This is a genomic window from Polaribacter uvawellassae (genome assembly GCF_039748955.1).
Classification (GTDB): Bacteria; Bacteroidota; Bacteroidia; order Flavobacteriales; family Flavobacteriaceae; genus Polaribacter; species Polaribacter uvawellassae.
On sequence record NZ_JBDIZN010000005.1, the window covers coordinates 102,490 to 118,446 of the forward strand.

15 protein-coding genes are annotated in these 15,957 nt (G+C 31.5%); 7 read left to right on the plus strand and 8 right to left on the minus strand.

The features are described 5' to 3' along the window. A complete protein-coding gene (locus tag ABDX67_RS11335; protein WP_347175146.1) occupies positions 1–1,770 on the plus strand; it encodes an ABC transporter ATP-binding protein in 1,770 nt (589 codons plus the stop codon). Here the strand turns inward: ABDX67_RS11335 and cdaA are convergent. The 4 genes from cdaA to ABDX67_RS11355 form a co-directional block, all read right to left on the minus strand. Then, on the minus strand, positions 1,767–2,540 hold the full coding sequence (cdaA, locus tag ABDX67_RS11340; protein WP_347175147.1) for a diadenylate cyclase CdaA: 774 nt from the start codon (positions 2,538–2,540) through the stop codon (positions 1,767–1,769). The genes ABDX67_RS11335 and cdaA overlap by 4 nt on opposite strands. Positions 2,541–2,597: 57 nt before the next feature. Beyond that, positions 2,598–3,191: an ExbD/TolR family protein gene (locus ABDX67_RS11345; RefSeq protein WP_347175148.1), complete on the minus strand. Its 594-nt coding sequence runs from the start codon at positions 3,189–3,191 to the stop codon at positions 2,598–2,600. A gap of 97 nt (positions 3,192–3,288) precedes the next feature. Further along, positions 3,289–4,110 carry a dihydropteroate synthase gene (gene folP, locus ABDX67_RS11350; RefSeq protein WP_347175149.1) on the minus strand — a complete coding sequence of 274 codons (822 nt, stop codon included), beginning with the start codon at positions 4,108–4,110 and terminating at the stop codon, positions 3,289–3,291. Position 4,111: 1 nt separating this feature from the next. Then, on the minus strand, positions 4,112–4,693 hold the full coding sequence (locus ABDX67_RS11355) for an LOG family protein (protein ID WP_347175150.1): 582 nt from the start codon (positions 4,691–4,693) through the stop codon (positions 4,112–4,114). Positions 4,694–4,830: 137 nt separating this feature from the next. Between ABDX67_RS11355 and ABDX67_RS11360 the strand changes: the two genes are divergently transcribed. The 5 genes from ABDX67_RS11360 to ABDX67_RS11380 all read left to right on the plus strand — a co-directional run bounded on the left by ABDX67_RS11360 (position 4,831) and on the right by ABDX67_RS11380 (position 8,297). After that, on the plus strand, positions 4,831–5,367 hold the full coding sequence (locus tag ABDX67_RS11360; protein ID WP_347175151.1) for a DUF1599 domain-containing protein: 537 nt from the start codon (positions 4,831–4,833) through the stop codon (positions 5,365–5,367). A gap of 128 nt (positions 5,368–5,495) precedes the next feature. Next, complete coding sequence (locus tag ABDX67_RS11365; protein ID WP_347175152.1) at positions 5,496–6,128, plus strand: hypothetical protein; 633 nt, start codon at positions 5,496–5,498, stop codon at positions 6,126–6,128. Next, positions 6,125–7,090 carry a BT_3928 family protein gene (locus ABDX67_RS11370; RefSeq protein ID WP_347175153.1) on the plus strand — a complete coding sequence of 322 codons (966 nt, stop codon included), beginning with the start codon at positions 6,125–6,127 and terminating at the stop codon, positions 7,088–7,090. The genes ABDX67_RS11365 and ABDX67_RS11370 overlap by 4 nt, the downstream gene beginning before the upstream one ends. A gap of 1 nt (position 7,091) precedes the next feature. Further along, entirely contained in the window at positions 7,092–7,457 is a 366-nt protein-coding gene (crcB, locus tag ABDX67_RS11375; RefSeq protein ID WP_347175154.1) for a fluoride efflux transporter CrcB, read from the plus strand. A 138-nt stretch (positions 7,458–7,595) separates the two neighbouring features. Continuing rightward, on the plus strand, positions 7,596–8,297 hold the full coding sequence (locus ABDX67_RS11380; protein ID WP_347175155.1) for a crotonase/enoyl-CoA hydratase family protein: 702 nt from the start codon (positions 7,596–7,598) through the stop codon (positions 8,295–8,297). A gap of 74 nt (positions 8,298–8,371) precedes the next feature. Here ABDX67_RS11380 and ABDX67_RS11385 read toward each other — a convergent pair whose 3' ends face one another. Then, positions 8,372–8,989: a DUF1684 domain-containing protein gene (locus tag ABDX67_RS11385; RefSeq protein ID WP_347175156.1), complete on the minus strand. Its 618-nt coding sequence runs from the start codon at positions 8,987–8,989 to the stop codon at positions 8,372–8,374. 240 nt (positions 8,990–9,229) lie between these two features. On the opposite strand from ABDX67_RS11385, the gene ABDX67_RS11390 reads away from it, so the two are divergent. Beyond that, positions 9,230–10,441 carry an MDR family MFS transporter gene (locus ABDX67_RS11390; RefSeq protein ID WP_347175157.1) on the plus strand — a complete coding sequence of 404 codons (1,212 nt, stop codon included), beginning with the start codon at positions 9,230–9,232 and terminating at the stop codon, positions 10,439–10,441. 52 nt (positions 10,442–10,493) lie between these two features. Here the strand turns inward: ABDX67_RS11390 and ABDX67_RS11395 are convergent, their stop codons facing one another. The 3 genes from ABDX67_RS11395 to ABDX67_RS11405 are packed head-to-tail and all read right to left on the minus strand — an operon-like array spanning position 10,494 to position 15,953. Then, the gene (locus tag ABDX67_RS11395) at positions 10,494–12,311 is read right to left on the minus strand and encodes a Xaa-Pro dipeptidyl-peptidase (RefSeq protein ID WP_347175158.1); all 1,818 of its coding nucleotides are present in this window, start codon (positions 12,309–12,311) and stop codon (positions 10,494–10,496) included. A gap of 8 nt (positions 12,312–12,319) precedes the next feature. Beyond that, positions 12,320–13,762: a flavin-containing monooxygenase gene (locus ABDX67_RS11400; protein ID WP_347175159.1), complete on the minus strand. Its 1,443-nt coding sequence runs from the start codon at positions 13,760–13,762 to the stop codon at positions 12,320–12,322. A 4-nt stretch (positions 13,763–13,766) separates the two neighbouring features. Further along, positions 13,767–15,953: an acylase gene (locus ABDX67_RS11405; protein ID WP_347175160.1), complete on the minus strand. Its 2,187-nt coding sequence runs from the start codon at positions 15,951–15,953 to the stop codon at positions 13,767–13,769. Positions 15,954–15,957: the final 4 nt, after the last annotated feature.

A 15,957-nucleotide genomic window follows, 5' to 3' on the forward strand; every position in this document is an offset into this window, starting at 1 on the left:
ATGAGTAAAAAAGAGTCTGGAAAAGCATTTGACGCAAAAATATTTATGAGAATTCTAAGCTTTGCAAAAAGTTATAGAACTCATTTTATAATTGCAACTGTTGCCGTAATTTCAACAGCATTATTATCTGCTTACAGACCGTATTTATTGAAAGAAGCAGTAAAAGATTTTACGACAAATAAAAACGAAGAGACTTTACTGTATTTTACACTATTAATGCTTGCTGTTTTAATTGCAGAAGTACTGTTGCAAGTGCTGTTTATTTATTTTGCCAATTGGATTGGGCAACATATTATTAGAGATATGCGCGCCAAAATATTTAGACATATTTTACAATTTAGAATGGCGTATTTCGACACAACTTCTGTTGGAAGATTGGTTACAAGAGTTGTTTCTGATATCGAAACCATTGCAAGTTCTTTTAGTCAAGGTTTGTTCATGATTATTAGTGATATTTTAAAAATGGTAGTCGTTATTGTAGCGATGCTTTTTATGAATTGGCAATTGGCATTAATTGCATTGGCAGTATTGCCAATCTTAATTTATGCTACAAAACTATTTCAAATTGCTATAAAATCTACTTTTCAAGAAGTAAGAACTCAAGTTGCAAATCTAAATGGATTTGTACAAGAAAGAGTAACAGGAATGAACATTGTTCAGTTATTTAGTAGAGAAAAAATAGAGTACGAAAAGTTTATGGAAATAAACAGCAAACATAAAAAAGCACATATTAAAGCGGTTTGGTATTATTCTATTTTCTTTCCAGTTGCAGAAGTATTATCGTCTATTGCTATCGGATTATTAGTTTGGTACGGCGGTTTGCAATCAGTAAATAATGTGGATGTTGAGCCAGGAGAAATTATGAGTTTTATTATGATGACGCAAATGTTGTTTAGACCTTTACGTCAAATTGCTGATAAATTTAACACGTTACAAATGGGAATTGTTTCTGGTGAACGTGTTTTTGGAGTATTAGACACACAAAGTAGTATTGATAAAAACGGAACTGTTTTCGCAGAAAATTTACAGGGAAAAATCGAATTTAAAGATGTTCGCTTTAGTTATATAAAAGACGAAGAGGTTTTAAAAGGCATTTCATTACAAGTAGAAAAAGGGCAAACAGTTGCAATTGTTGGATCAACTGGAGCAGGAAAATCAACTATTATCAATTTAATAAATCGTTTTTACGAAATCAATTCAGGAGAAATTTGTGTTGATGGTGTTTCAGTAAAAGACTATGAAATTAATTCTTTGCGAAATCAAATTGCAATTGTGTTACAAGATGTTTTTTTGTTTTCCGATTCAATTTTAAACAATATCACTTTAAAAAATGAAAACATCACTTTTGAAGAGGTGGAAGAAGCTGCAAAACAAATCGGAATTCACGATTTTATTTTGACGTTACCTGGCGGATATCATTATAACGTAAAAGAAAGAGGCGCAATGTTGTCTTCTGGTCAGCGACAATTAATCGCATTTTTAAGAGCGTATGTAAGCAAACCAAGTATTTTAATTTTAGACGAAGCAACATCATCTGTAGATTCTAATGCAGAACAAATGATTCAATACGCAACAGATACGATTACAAAAGGAAGAACATCAATTGTAATTGCACACAGATTGGCAACGATAAAAATGGCAGATAAAATTATTGTAATGGACAAAGGATTGATTGTTGAAGAAGGAACGCATCAAGAATTGTTAGAAAAACCAGATGGATATTATAGAAATCTGTACGACAAACAATTTAGTAGTGTAGAAGCGGTTTAGTTTAAATCGTCTTTTATTTTTTCTATCAATTCACTGTAATCCGAATACAAATCAAAAGTGCCATCTTTTATATAAGAAATTTCTCCGGTTTCTTCAGAAACTAATAAACACAAAGCATCGGTTTTTTCTGTAACTCCAATTGCTGCTTTATGACGTAAGCCAAAACGAGCAGGAATTTTTTCATTAGACAAAGGTAAAACCACACGAGTTGCCACAATAAAATTATCTCTAATTACAGTTGCTCCATCGTGCAATGGACTGTTTTTATAAAAGATACTTTCTATAATGGCTTCGTTTACAGAAGCGTTCATTTTATCTCCGTTATTTGCTAAAAAATCTAAGTTGTTTGTGCGTTCTATAACAATTAAAGCACCAGTTTTTGTTTTTGATAACTTGATGCAAGAATTTACGATTGTATCTACATCCGTTTCAGATTCAATCTCTGATTTTAAGAATTTTAATTGTTTTAAAAAACTTCTTTTTGATGAGAAATTCGTCGTTCCTATCATTAATAAAAACTTTCTAATTTCTTGTTGAAATACAATGATTAATGCAATAACTCCACCACTTAATAAATAGCCTAAAATTCCACTCAACATTTCCATTTTTAAGGCTTGTGTTATTTTCCAAATTAAGAAAATAAGCGCAATTCCAATAAAAATATTAATGGCAACCGTGCCTTTTAAAAGTTTGTAGATGTAGTATAATAATGCAGCAACTAGAAGAATATCTAGAATGTCTAAAATAGAAAAATCAATAAAGTCTAACATTAATTTTTTGTTGCTTTAACTGTAAAAATAGGAATAATTATGCAACATTCTAAAGTTTCAATTTGTATTTTCAATATCAGAAATTAATAATGGATATTTTTCTCTAATGATATCAATTTTTTCTTTCTCTTTTTTTGTTGATTTATACATGTCTAACAACTGATTATACGATTTGTCATATAGTTTTTGAGAAAGTTTATTTCTTAAAAATGTATTTGCGCTAGTTAAAGAGTTTAAAACTGTAATATATGTTCCGTAATCTGTATTTCTACTTGATTGTATGGCGATAAATGCTTTTGATGGATGATCTGATGATGTTGGATCTTTTTTTCCATTACACCAATCACAAGGGTTTTTATCTTTATCGAGTCCGCCACCATTGTCAATAAAATCAATAGCAATTTGTTTGAGGTTTTTGATGTTGATAATTTCGTTTTCAACCAATAGTTGATTGTTGCTATTTATAGTAACATCTAAAACATTTTTGTCTTTTAAAATAATTTTTTCATCATTTTCTTGTTCTTTCGGAATTTTTCTTAAAATCCCTGAATCAACTACCATAGTTGTGGTAACAAGAAAAAAGATTAATAATAAAAAGGCAATATCTGCCATAGAACCGGCATTGATTTCTGGATTTTCTCTTCTGCTCATTTTTTTAATTTTTAATTAGTAAATAGTTGGAGTTTGATTACTAATTTAAAATTTGGTAGTTGCTAATGAAGAAACAAAAAGAATGCCGAAAATGAAATTAAGAGAGTTGCTCAATAATTTTAATTGCTTCCATCGCTTCTTTTACATCGTGAACTCGTAAAATATTTGCGCCATTTAACAGCGCAATTGTGTTGGCAGAAGTGGTTGCGTTTAATGCTAATTGTGGTGTGATTTCTAACGGTTTGTACAACATCGATTTTCTAGAAATTCCAACTAAAATTGGCGCATCTAAATTTTTAAAAAGTGATAAATTTTTCAATAACTCGTAATTGTGTTCGATGGTTTTTCCAAAACCAAAACCGACATCAATAAGAACATCGTTTACTTTTAATTGATGCAATTTATAAAGCTGCTCCGCAAAAAACGAAATTACTTCTTTTGTTACATCTTCATATGTTGGATTTTTTTGCATGTTTTGTGGAGTTCCGAGCATGTGCATGATTATATACGGAACTTGTAATTCTGCAATAGTTTTAAACATATTCGCATCCATTTTTCCGCCAGAAATATCGTTGATCATTGCTGCGCCAGCTTCAACTGTTTTTTTAGCGACGTTACTTCTAAAAGTATCCACAGAAATAATAATTTCTGGAAAATGTTTTACTAATAATTTAATTATAGGAATTATTCGTTGTAGTTCTTCTTCTTCAGAAATATGTATTGCACCAGGTCTTGAAGAATAGGCGCCAACATCTATAAATGTTGCACCTTCAGAAAGCATTTTTTCTACTTTTTGTAAAATGTCAGATTCGTTTTTATACGATCCGCCATCAAAGAAAGAATCTGGCGTAATATTTAAAATTCCCATCACTTTTGGAGAAGAAATATCAATCAGTTTATGGTTGCAATTTATAGTCATTTTAACTTACTACTTTATTAATAACGTGCGATTTTTCTGGAGCTTTATACGCATACATTTGCGCTAACAAACCATCAACAGTTGTATCTACCAATAACAATTTTCGGTTTTGTGGTTTTAAATATCCTTCTTTAACCATCACATCTAATTGTTGCAATGTGTGATTAAAAAATCCATTTACATTTAAAATACCGATTGGTTTTTGCTCGATGTGTAATTGTCCTAAAGTCAATGCTTCAAACAATTCATCCAAAGTTCCAAATCCGCCAGGCAAGGTAATATATCCATCAACCAATTTGCTCATAATTACTTTACGTTCGCTCATTTTTTTGGTGATGATTAGCTCAGTAACTTCTCTGTGAACCACTTCTTCTTTTTCTAATAACTTCGGAATTACGCCAATAACATTTCCTTTTTCAGCAAGAATTGTATCTGCAATAATTCCCATCATTCCAATTTTTCCGCCGCCATAAACCATTGCAATATTGTTTTTTACAAACGCCTTTCCTAATTCAATTGCTGCTTCTTTATAAACCGTATTAAATCCACTACTAGAACCGCAAAAAACTACTACTTTTTTCATCAAAGAGATTTGTAAAATTCATTGTAAAAATAAACGAAAAGGAGGTAAGATTTACTATTTTTACGGAGATATCAGAAAAATAATTAAATGAAAAGCAATCTAAGATTGTTTTTACAGAAATACTTTATTTAAGATTTATGCAGAATACGTCGAAACAATACAATGCAGTTGTAGAAGAATGTAGAAGTTTGTTCATTAAAAAAATGAGCGATTATGGGAGCGCATGGCGAATTTTACGTTTACCATCGTTAACAGATCAGATTTTTATAAAAGCGCAACGAATTCGTCAATTGCAAGAAAATGCTGTCAGAAAAGTTGATGAAGGTGAGCGAGGTGAGTTTATCGGAATTATCAATTATTGTGTAATGGCGTTGATTCAAATTGAATTAGGAGTTGTTGAAAATCCAGATGTATCTACAGATGAAGCAACAGAATTGTACGACAAACACATTGCGATTACCAAAGAATTGATGGAAAATAAAAACCACGATTATGGTGAAGCCTGGCGGGATATGAGAATTTCTAGCTTAACAGATTTGATTTTGCAAAAACTATTGCGCGTAAAAACAATTGAAAATAATAAAGGTAAAACATTGGTTTCTGAAGGAATTGATGCCAATTACCAAGACATGATTAATTATGCAATTTTTGCGATGATTCATATGGGGAAATAAGTTCCAAAGGTTCAAAGTAGCAAAGGCTCAAAGGTTCAAAGTTGTTGTCACTTCGAGTGTTTTTCTGTCATATCGAGCGGAGTCGAGATAAAAAGAAAAAAGGATTGAGTAGTTTTTAAAATAAGTTTATGAAAAAGTTCATTTTATTGGTTTCAATTGTGCTTTTTATAAGTTGTGCTAAAGATGAAACATCAACTTTTAAAGAAATGAAAGCTGATACATTATTATCAGAATCATTTTCAACTTATGAATTAAATGATTTAGCTAAGATTGTTGATTTTTTTGAAAGTCAAATTTGTAAAAAATATGGAGATTTAAACAAGTGTGATATTCAAAAAGCATATAAAAAATTTAATGTTGCAGATTCTATAAGTTATCCACGTTATTTAAACTTTATTGATTTCAAAAAACAAAAAGAATTATATAATAAAATAACTCCAAAATTAAAATATAAAATTTGGGCTCATCCATTTACAATAGAAGGAAAGAAAGAGATTAAAGATGTCTTATGGATTCGCGGTAATGGAGATTATATAAATTTCCTAAAAAGAGTTGGAAACTCAAAAAAGGAATTTGAAATATTTAAAAAATACGCTGAGGAAATAGAATTATCAAATGACCTCTCTGTTAAAAATGAATGGGATTTAGCTCTTAATTATAGATTTTATGATTCAAAAGATATTAAATTTAGGCTTTTAATTGCTATTCATTATTTATCATTAAATGAACAATTTATTCAACCACAATTAATAAAAAAATGAAACTACTAGTACACATTTCAAGAATCTTTGTCGGAGCGATGTTTATCTTTTCTGGCTTTGTAAAATTGGTAGATCCAATTGGTTCTCAATACAAATTCGAAGAATATTTTAGTCAAAGCGTGTTGGATATGGAATATTTAATTCCGTATGCATTGGCATTTTCTATCATTTTAATTCTAGCAGAAATTATGCTGGGAATTATACTCTTATTAGGTTGTAAAGCAAAAATAACCTTATGGAGTTTACTCGTGTTGTCAACCATATTCTTATTCTTAACTTGGTATTCGGCATACTATAACAAAGTAACAGATTGCGGTTGTTTTGGTGATGCAATTACATTAACACCTTGGGAAACGTTCTATAAAAACATCCTTCTAATCGCATTAATTCTCTTAATGATTTTTAGAGTAAAAGACATTAAACCTATCTTTTCTGTAAAGGTTTCACAAGTAATTACCATTTTGTCGTTGGCGTCATTTTTATACATCACGTATCATGTATTGGTGCATTTGCCAATCATCGATTTTAGAGCATATGCAGTTGGTAATAACATTCAAGAAGGAATGAAATACAAAGGCGATGGCGAGCTTCCTAAAATTCATGATTTCTACTTAGAAGATGCACAAGCAGATTTAGCACCAGAAATTTTAGAAGAAGAAAAAGTATTGTTAATTATTGTTCATACGTTGGATAAAGCTGATACCAACGGATTTAAAACCATCAAAGAAATAGCAGACAAAGCAATTGCGAAAGGATACTCAGTTTACGGTGCATCCGCATCTTTTACAGATGAATTATTATTAGCAAAAGAAAAATACGAATTGCCTTTTGATTTTCTGTTTTGTGACGGAATCACATTAAAAACAATGGTAAGAGCAAATCCAGGAATTATGATGCTGCAAAAAGGAACCATCATGGGAAAATGGAATTGGTCTGATGCAGATGAAATAATCTTAAAATAAGATGAAACAATTACTACTTGTTTTTATTGGTGGCGGATTTGGAAGCGCATTGCGTTTTTTGTTTGGAAAATTTCTAAACAATTCTGAAACTGGAATTCCGTACGGAACATTTTTAGCCAATATTATCGGTAGTTTATTCATCGGAATTATTTTGGGATACGCAGCAAAAAGTGATGCGTTGACAGAAAATCATACATTACTTTTAGCAACAGGATTTTGTGGTGGTTTTACAACCTTTTCAACCTTTGCTTATGAAAATCATGTGTTTTTAAAATCTGGAGATTTTACAAGCTTTGCTTTTTACACAATCGCCAGTTTTGTAGTCGGATTTTTAGCTGTTTTTGCAGGGATTTATATTGTTAAGTAAGATAAAACAATTGTCCTTTCGAGCGGAGTAGAGAAATTTATTTCAAAAGAAACAGAAAATTAAATGTCATTTCGACAGAGAGAAGAATGAACGACGAGAAATCTCATTAGTTGAGCTCCGTCAAATAATAAATAGAAAATGAACGAAGTAGTACAGTATAAAAGTGAAGAAAAGTATGCAATAATTACGATTGCAAACGGAAAAGCAAATGCTATTTCGCATGAAGTGATAGAAGGTTTAAATGCTAGTTTAGACAAAGCGCAACAAGAAAATAAAATTGTTATTCTAACTGGTCAATCTGGAATTTTTTCTGCTGGATTCGATTTAAAAGTAATGACAAAATCACCTGAATCTGCTAAAGAATTGGTTACAAAAGGATCGCGATTGTCATTGCGAATGTTATCTTTTCCAAAACCAATTATTGTTGCTTGTTCTGGTCATGCAATTGCAAAAGGCGGATTTTTATTATTGTCTGCAGATTATAGAATTGGAGTAGAAGGCGATTTTAAAATCGGTTTAAACGAAGTGATGATTGGTATGACAATGCATCACGCAGGAATTGCGATTGCCAAAGCTAGATTAGCGCCAATTTTTCTAGATAGAAGTGTTAATAATTCTGAAATATACAATCCTAAAGATGCCATAAAAGCTGGATTTTTAGATGTAATCGTTCCAGAGAATCAATTGTTGCCAACTGCAATTAAGGTTGCTAAAATGTTCTGTCAATTAAATGAAAAAGCACATGCAGCAACAAAAATAAAAGTGAGAAAACCACATTTAGAAGCTATTGAAAAAGCAATTGAATTAGATTTGCAAGAAGAAATTGCTATCAATCCTTGATGTTTTTGTCATTGCGAATAAAATGAAGCCATCTCTTAAAAGATTTCTCGAATCCGCTCAAAATTAAAAAGAAACTACTCTTTTTTATAGTTTTTAGCTCCTGCTAAAATTGCTACTGTTAACGTATTTTCTTCTGGTGTTAACGGACAAGAAAATGTTTCGTTGTATGCACAATACGGATTGTAAGCTTTATTAAAATCTAATATAATTGTTCCATCTGGATTTTCATCCGTCGTTAAAACATCCAAATAGCGTCCGCCGCCATAAGATTCTTTTCCGCTTGTTTTATCTGTAAAAGGCAGAAATAAATAATCGATGTATTGCGGATCTCTATCTAAATCTTTATTTTGATAAATAGGAATTTTTTGTTCTTTTCCATCTAGCGTAAAAGTTACCGTACCGTATTTTATATACAAAGGTTTTCTATCTGTAGTTGTAGTCATTTCAAAAATCGGAGCATCCACTGTTTTTTCTAGTTTTGCAACAATTCTGTATTTTTTATCAATCGGATAAAAATCTAATTTTTTAAAGGTTTTCAAATCTTCTTTTGTCAATGGAGATCCACTTTCATCATGAAATTTTAAATTTTCTTTGTATTGATAATCTTCAATTTTTTTAAGATAATCGTCTTTTGGTGTTTCATTGCAAGAAATAAGAACGCACAAAAAGAAAAGGGTAATTAGTTTTTTCATTGAGATGAATATTTTAAAAAATAAAAATACAATTTTTACAATTATTTATGTAGTTTTGAAACATCAAATAAAATTAAAATGAGAATTGTCAATACATATACGTGTCAGAAATCGATTAAAAGTCGAAAAAGTCGAACGTCAATTGTATTGTAATGATATCAACATAAATTATTACTATCATAATGAGTCCGACTTCACAGTCGGACTTTTTATTTTTATACACATCAACAACCAAAAAAAATGAAAAAATTATACTTTAATTATATTGATACTTTTAGTGGACTCTCTAAAGAAGTTTGGTGGTTAGCATTGATTACTTTAATCAATAGAGCCGGAACAATGGTAATTCCGTTTTTGTCTTTGTATTTGACAAAAAGCTTAGAATTTACTTTGGCTGATGTTGGTTGGATTATGTCTTTCTTCGGATTAGGTTCTGTGGTTGGTTCTTGGATTGGTGGAAAACTGACTGATAAATTTGGGTATTATAAAGTGATGTTTTTTAGTTTGATTGGAACTGGATTTGCTTTTGTAGCCATGCAATTTGTAACCACTTTTGCTGGTTTTTGTGCTGGTATTTTTGGGTTGATGATAATTGCAGATTCTTTTAGACCGGCAATGTTTGTGGCGTTGAGTTCGTATAGCAAACCAGAAAATAAAACGCGTTCTGTTACCTTAATTCGTTTGGCAATTAATTTAGGTTTTTCTGCTGGACCCGCAATTGGAGGTTTAATTATTGCATCGATTGGATATTCTGGTCTGTTTTGGATTGATGGAATTACTTGTTTTTTAGCAGGAATTTTATTGTTACAAGTTTTAAATCCGAAGAAATCAAAAGTGTTGGATAAATCAAAAGCAGAAAACCCAATTTCTGCATATTCTGATAAAGCATTTTGGTTTTTTTTAATCGGAATAATGTTATTTGGTGCTGTCTTTTTACAATATTTTTCTACGATGCCTTTGTATTACAGTGATGTTCATTTTTTATCAGAACAAGAAATTGGTTTGCTTTTAGGGATGAATGGCTTTGTTATCTTTGTTTTAGAAATGCCGTTGATAAAATGGTTAGAAAATTCAAAATTTACAAAAGTTGGTTTGATGTTGTTTGGCGGAATATTAACTGCATTAAGTTTTGTTGTGTTATTGATTTCTACTTGGACAGGAATTTTAATTATCGGAATGTTTTTAATGACTATCGGAGAAATGATTGCTTTTCCGTTTTCAAATGCCTTTGCAATGGAGCGCGCTAAAAAAGGAAAGCAAGGAGAATATATGGCGTTGTATAGTATCGCATTTTCTTTTGCACACATATTTAGTCATAATTCTGGAATGCAATTAGTAAGTGCAGTTGGGTTTGATATAACTTGGGTTATTGTAACAGTAATTGCAGCACTTGCCGTATTCTTTATGTTCCTATTAAAACGAATGTTAAAAAAAGAAGAAATTATGGAATAAAAAAAAGCACTGATTTTTCAGTGCTTTTTTTATAAAATTTTTAAGTAAAGTATTATTTTATTGCTTTTTCAAAAGCATCTTTACCGCCAACAACAGGAATTGTAATTGAAGTTCCGTTTAAGTCAACTGTTAATTCTGTTCCAGGTTTTGGCAACAAAGTATAGTTGCTATCACTAGAAAAAATCATCAGTCCAATTTGTTGTCCTTTTCTAATAATTTGATCATCTGGTTGTAAATCAAATGTCATTTCATAATACTTTCCAGGTTTTAACGGTTTACTTTTACGTAACGATTTGTAGTTTTGTAAATCTGCCCAACCACGCGTAATTATATTGTCAGTAATTACTGTTCTTCTTCCTTCGTTCCAAGGTAAAGAAACCAACCAAACCGATAAATTTGCTGCAGGTTTACTGCTTGCAATTTTTACGGTTATTGAAGCCAATCCAGAAATATGAATGTCTTCTTTTAAAGTTGGACTTACATATAATAATCTATGATTTGTGTATTCCGCTTGCGCTAAAACTTCTCCAGAAAAAGAATAATTATCAACTAAAGTTTCTTTAATTTTTAAATTTGATTTGTTGGTTGATAAACCTCCAGCTTTTGGTGCACCAGCATTCAAAAATAGCTGAACAGGTTTTGCATCAGGATTTGGATAATCTTTGTACGAAGTTGGATTGTCTCTTTTGTCATTTTCTCTTACAATCCAAGCTTTTGCATCGTTCTCAACGCCGTTTTCAATTCCGTGTAAATAATGTGTAAACCAACGATTCATCATCGTCATTGGTGGCGGTCCGCCATGCCCATTTTGATGATAAAAAATTTGAGAAGGAATTCCCATTTCTTTAGCTCTTTGATAAATTCTATAACTGTGTTCTGGCATTACATTCCAGTCATTAAATCCGTGCGACATTAATAAGGCTGCTTTCATTGGCTTCATGTCATTTAGATAATCTCTTCCAGCCCAAAAGTCATTATAATCTCCTGTAATTCTATCCAATCCATTTGCCATTTCTGTATCACGAACAACTTTATTATTACGAGCTCTATTTTCTTCTTTTCCACTATGAATAAAATCATATAAAACATCAATATCTTCACCTAAATATCCACCAGGAGAACGAACCAAACCGTTTGATCTATAATAATGATAATACGAAGTATTTGGTGCAATTGGAATGATTGCTTCCAACCCTTTTACACCAGTTGTTGCTGCAGCTAACGGAATTGTTCCGTTGTAAGAAGTTCCAGTCATTCCTACTTTTCCAGTCGACCAATATGCTGTTACTTTTTCATTTCCTTCTCTTGATGTAAAACCATTTGCTCTGCCGCACAACCAATCGATTACAGCTTTTGGAGCTAAAGATTCGTTATCGCCACCAACAGTTGGTGAACCATCTGATAAACCAGTTCCTGGTGATGAAGAATGTACTACAATATATCCTCTTTGAACCCAAGTTCTAATTTGCGAATTCGAAATAATTGGGCGTTTACCTGTTCTTTTTACTTCGGTATGATTTCTTGGTTTTGGTTGTTCGCCAAGTTCATGTTTTACATCCCAGAATATTGGTGCATTTCCTGCAGTTCCAGAATAATATGGACTAGATTCATATACAATTGGTAATTTTAAACCTTCAGTTTCTGTTTGTTTTGGCCTGGTAACAGAAACATGCATTCTGTCTAATTTTCCATCTCCGTCAGAGTCAAATTCTGTTTCTACCCATAAATCGTGACGAAGCCAATCTTTAGGGTCTTTAAATGCTTCTACAATTTGTGCTTCTCCGTCTTTAAAAACAGGAACAGTTTTTTCTTGTGCTTGAACTGTAAATCCAACTAGAAGTAGTGCAACTACTAGAACTTTTATTCTCATAATTATATTTATTTAAATTGTAATTGTTTATCTGTTATTTTATTTATGCGCAATGTTTTATAATCTCTAAAATAATTTTGATATAATTTCCAAGGAGTTTTAGAACCTTGTCTTGGAAATTCATGTTCTGATCTATAAATATATCCAGAATTAAGATTTAATAAAGGTAAAGTTTCCATTTCATTATCCATAATTTGTGGAACAACATAGGTATAGTTCTTTTTTTTCATAAATTTTAAAAGGCGATTTGCATATTCACTAGTTAAATCACTTTTTAATGTCCAAGAAGCATTCGTGTATCCCGCAAAAAAAATACAATTTGGTAAGTTGCTTAACATCAAACCACGATAAGTTAATGCTTTAGAAATGTCATATTCTTCATTATCAATAGCTATTTTAGCACCACCAAAAGCAAGTAATTTTAAGCCAGTTGCACTAACTACGATATCAGCTTCTATTTCTTTTCCTGATTTTAATTTTATTCCTTTTTCTGTAAAAGTGTCAATATGATCTGTAATTACAGAAGCTTTTCCATTTTTAATAGAAGTAAACAAATCGCCATCAGGTGCAACACAAAATCGCTGATCCCAAGGTTTATAATTGGGGGCAAAATGTGGTTCTGCAGAAATAGTTTCCAATTCTTTTTGAGCACCTTTTATAATCAATTTTCTCATTGTGTTTGGCCACCATTTACAAACGTTAAAAAAGATAATTTGAGTTACAATATTTTTAAATCTAATGATTTTATGTGCTGCTTTTTTAGGAAATATTTTCTTTAAAAACACAGCCACTTTATCTTTGTTCGGAAAAGCACCAACATATGTTGGAGATCTTTGTAACATGGTAATATGAGCAGTATCATCAGCCATTTTTGGTACAATAGTTACGGCTGTTGCTCCGCTTCCTATAACAATAACTTTTTTACCTTTATAATCTAAATCTTCTGGCCAATGTTGAGGATGAATTACCTTTCCTTTATAATTTTCAATTCCAGAAAACTCTGGAGTATATCCGTTTTTATAGTTGTAATAACCAGTGCAAACAAATAGAAAATTACACGTGTAGGTTTCTATGGTGTTTGTTTTTGAATTTGTGGTGTTTACTGTCCAAATATTTTTTGTTGAGTCAAAATTTACAGAAGTAACTTTTGTTTGATATTGAATTTTATCTCTTATTTGATACTCGTCAACAGCTTCATTCAAATACTTTAAAATTGTTGGAGCATCCGCAAAAGATTTAGAATGATCCCAAGTTTTAAACGAATAGCCAAAAGTATACATGTCAGAATCTGATCGAATTCCTGGATATTTAAACAAACTCCAAGTTCCGCCAATTTCTTCCCTAGCTTCTAATATTCTGTAGCTTTTGCTTTTATTTTTTCGTTCTAAATGACAAGCTTCACCAATTCCAGACAATCCGCCACCAACTATAATAATATCTGTATGCAGCATTGTTCTATTTTTCTTCTCCAGGATGATAGGTTGATTTTGCTCTTTTTAAAACATCTTCTCTATAATATGCAACTTCTTTAAATTGTTTGTCAGCATAACGTTGTGATTGATCAGAAAAATGAGGTGACTTTGGATCTCCACTTTGTCCACCAGCCAACATCGTTTTTGCAGTCACTTTATCTCCAAATTCTACTACAGCAACAAAGCTATTTCCAGATGTTCCGTACTGACGTTTGGTATCTTTTCCGAAGCGCGTTCCGAATGAAGCCAAAGCTCCCCAAGAACCAGAAGCCATTCCAACTGCTATACTTGGTTTTGCATCGTTAAAATCTTGTTGAATTTTTCCATCATTTCGTTGGTAACGATTAAATTCTCCCCAAGGAGTTTTCCATGAACCAAAATCTTCTTTAAGATTTTCTAAACTCTGTTGAAAAATTGCTAAGCGTTCTTTATAACTTGCAGTTTTACTCATGTAATTAAATCTACCCAATCTTGAAATTCTTTTGTTTCCTTCCATTCTAGGGATTTTTCCTGAACGATAATAAGCGTTTAAGTAAAATTGTGTCAAGGTCATTCCTACAGAATTTACACCTACTTTAAAATCCCATTTTTTTAATAAAGCAATTGCCTCTCTTGCTTCTCTACTTTTTATGGGTGATTTTTTTGCTGCTTCTAACAATCCTGTAATCAACATATCTGCTCCTGGTAAATACGGATCGTATGCTAAATCTATTAAAGAATCTAAAGTTAAATCGTATGCTTTTGTAAGTAGCGGAATTGCATGAATTCCTCTAAAATTTTCAGGAAAAGAATGCATATAAGCAGGATAATCTTCTTTTTTAGGACTGTATTCTAAAGCACTTGTAAACGGAGTAGAATTACAATTCTGAATCCAGCCATTTGGAGGATTCAACACCATAATATTGTCTTCTAAAGGATGTAATCCTTGCCAATCTGTATCTGGATTACTTCCATCAACAGGTTTTGTATAATCAAACTTTTCATTTCTTTTTGGAATAAAATTTCCATGATAATAAGCAATTGTTCCGTCTGCATCTGCATACACCGTATTGTTTGATGAATTTGTTCTGATGTCCATCATTTCATAAAATTCTTTATGATTTGATTTTTTTGTTCTTGTAAAAGATTGTTCCAATGCTTTTATCGGACTCCACATTAAAGCCGTTGTTACCCATTTATTCCCATTTGCATGAGTAATTGGACCGTGATGAGTTCTATAAGTCATAAAAGATTTCTCTTTAATTCCGTCTTTAGAAGAATATTTTAAACTCACTTTAATAGAATCCATTGGTTTGATTTCTTCTCCGTATTTATACGAGGTTTTAGACCCTCTTTTTACTATTGTTTCTTCAAATTCATCAATAATGTCTGTTCCTGTTGATGTATGCATCCAGCCAGTTTTGCTATTAAATCCTTGATACACAAAAAATTGCCCCCAAGTTACAGCGCCGTATGCATTTAATCCTTCTTCACTAACCATATGAACTTCTCCTCTAAAAAAGAAAGAAGTATGCGGATTGATCAGTAACATTGCTTTTCCAGATTTTGTTTTAGAGCCAGCAATTGCAAATCCGTTAGAACCTCTTGGTTCATCATCTTTTAAACGAATTAAGCCATCATTAACAATTGCCATTTTATTGTCCTTGTCGTAAAACTCTTTAATTTTTCTAGTAGAAACTCTTTCGATATCTCCACCGATAGAACCTTCACTAAAATACATGGTCATCCAAGGTTCAAAATGTGTAATTAATTTTGGTTTTACTTCTGGATTTTTCGCTAGGTAATAATTCAAACCATCAGCAAACGCAACACATAGTTTTTGTAACCAGGCTGGACTGTTTTCAAAATTTTCTTTGGCTTCTTTTTCAGTCATATATAAACGAGCACGTAAATCGCTATACAATGATTTTTCTCCTTCAATTTCTGCCAATCTACCAATTGCCCATATGTAATTTCGCTCAACACGATTAAAATCATCTTCTGCTTGTGCATATAATAATCCGAATACGGCATCTGCATCTGTTTTACCATAAATATGTGGAACACCAAAATCATCTCTAATAATTTCTGTGTTTTTTGCGTGTTGCTCCCAACGTTCTTGTTCGGTTAATTCTTTATTGCCTGTGCAGCTTGCAAGAACAATGAACGAGAGTATAAATAATTTTTTCATTTTT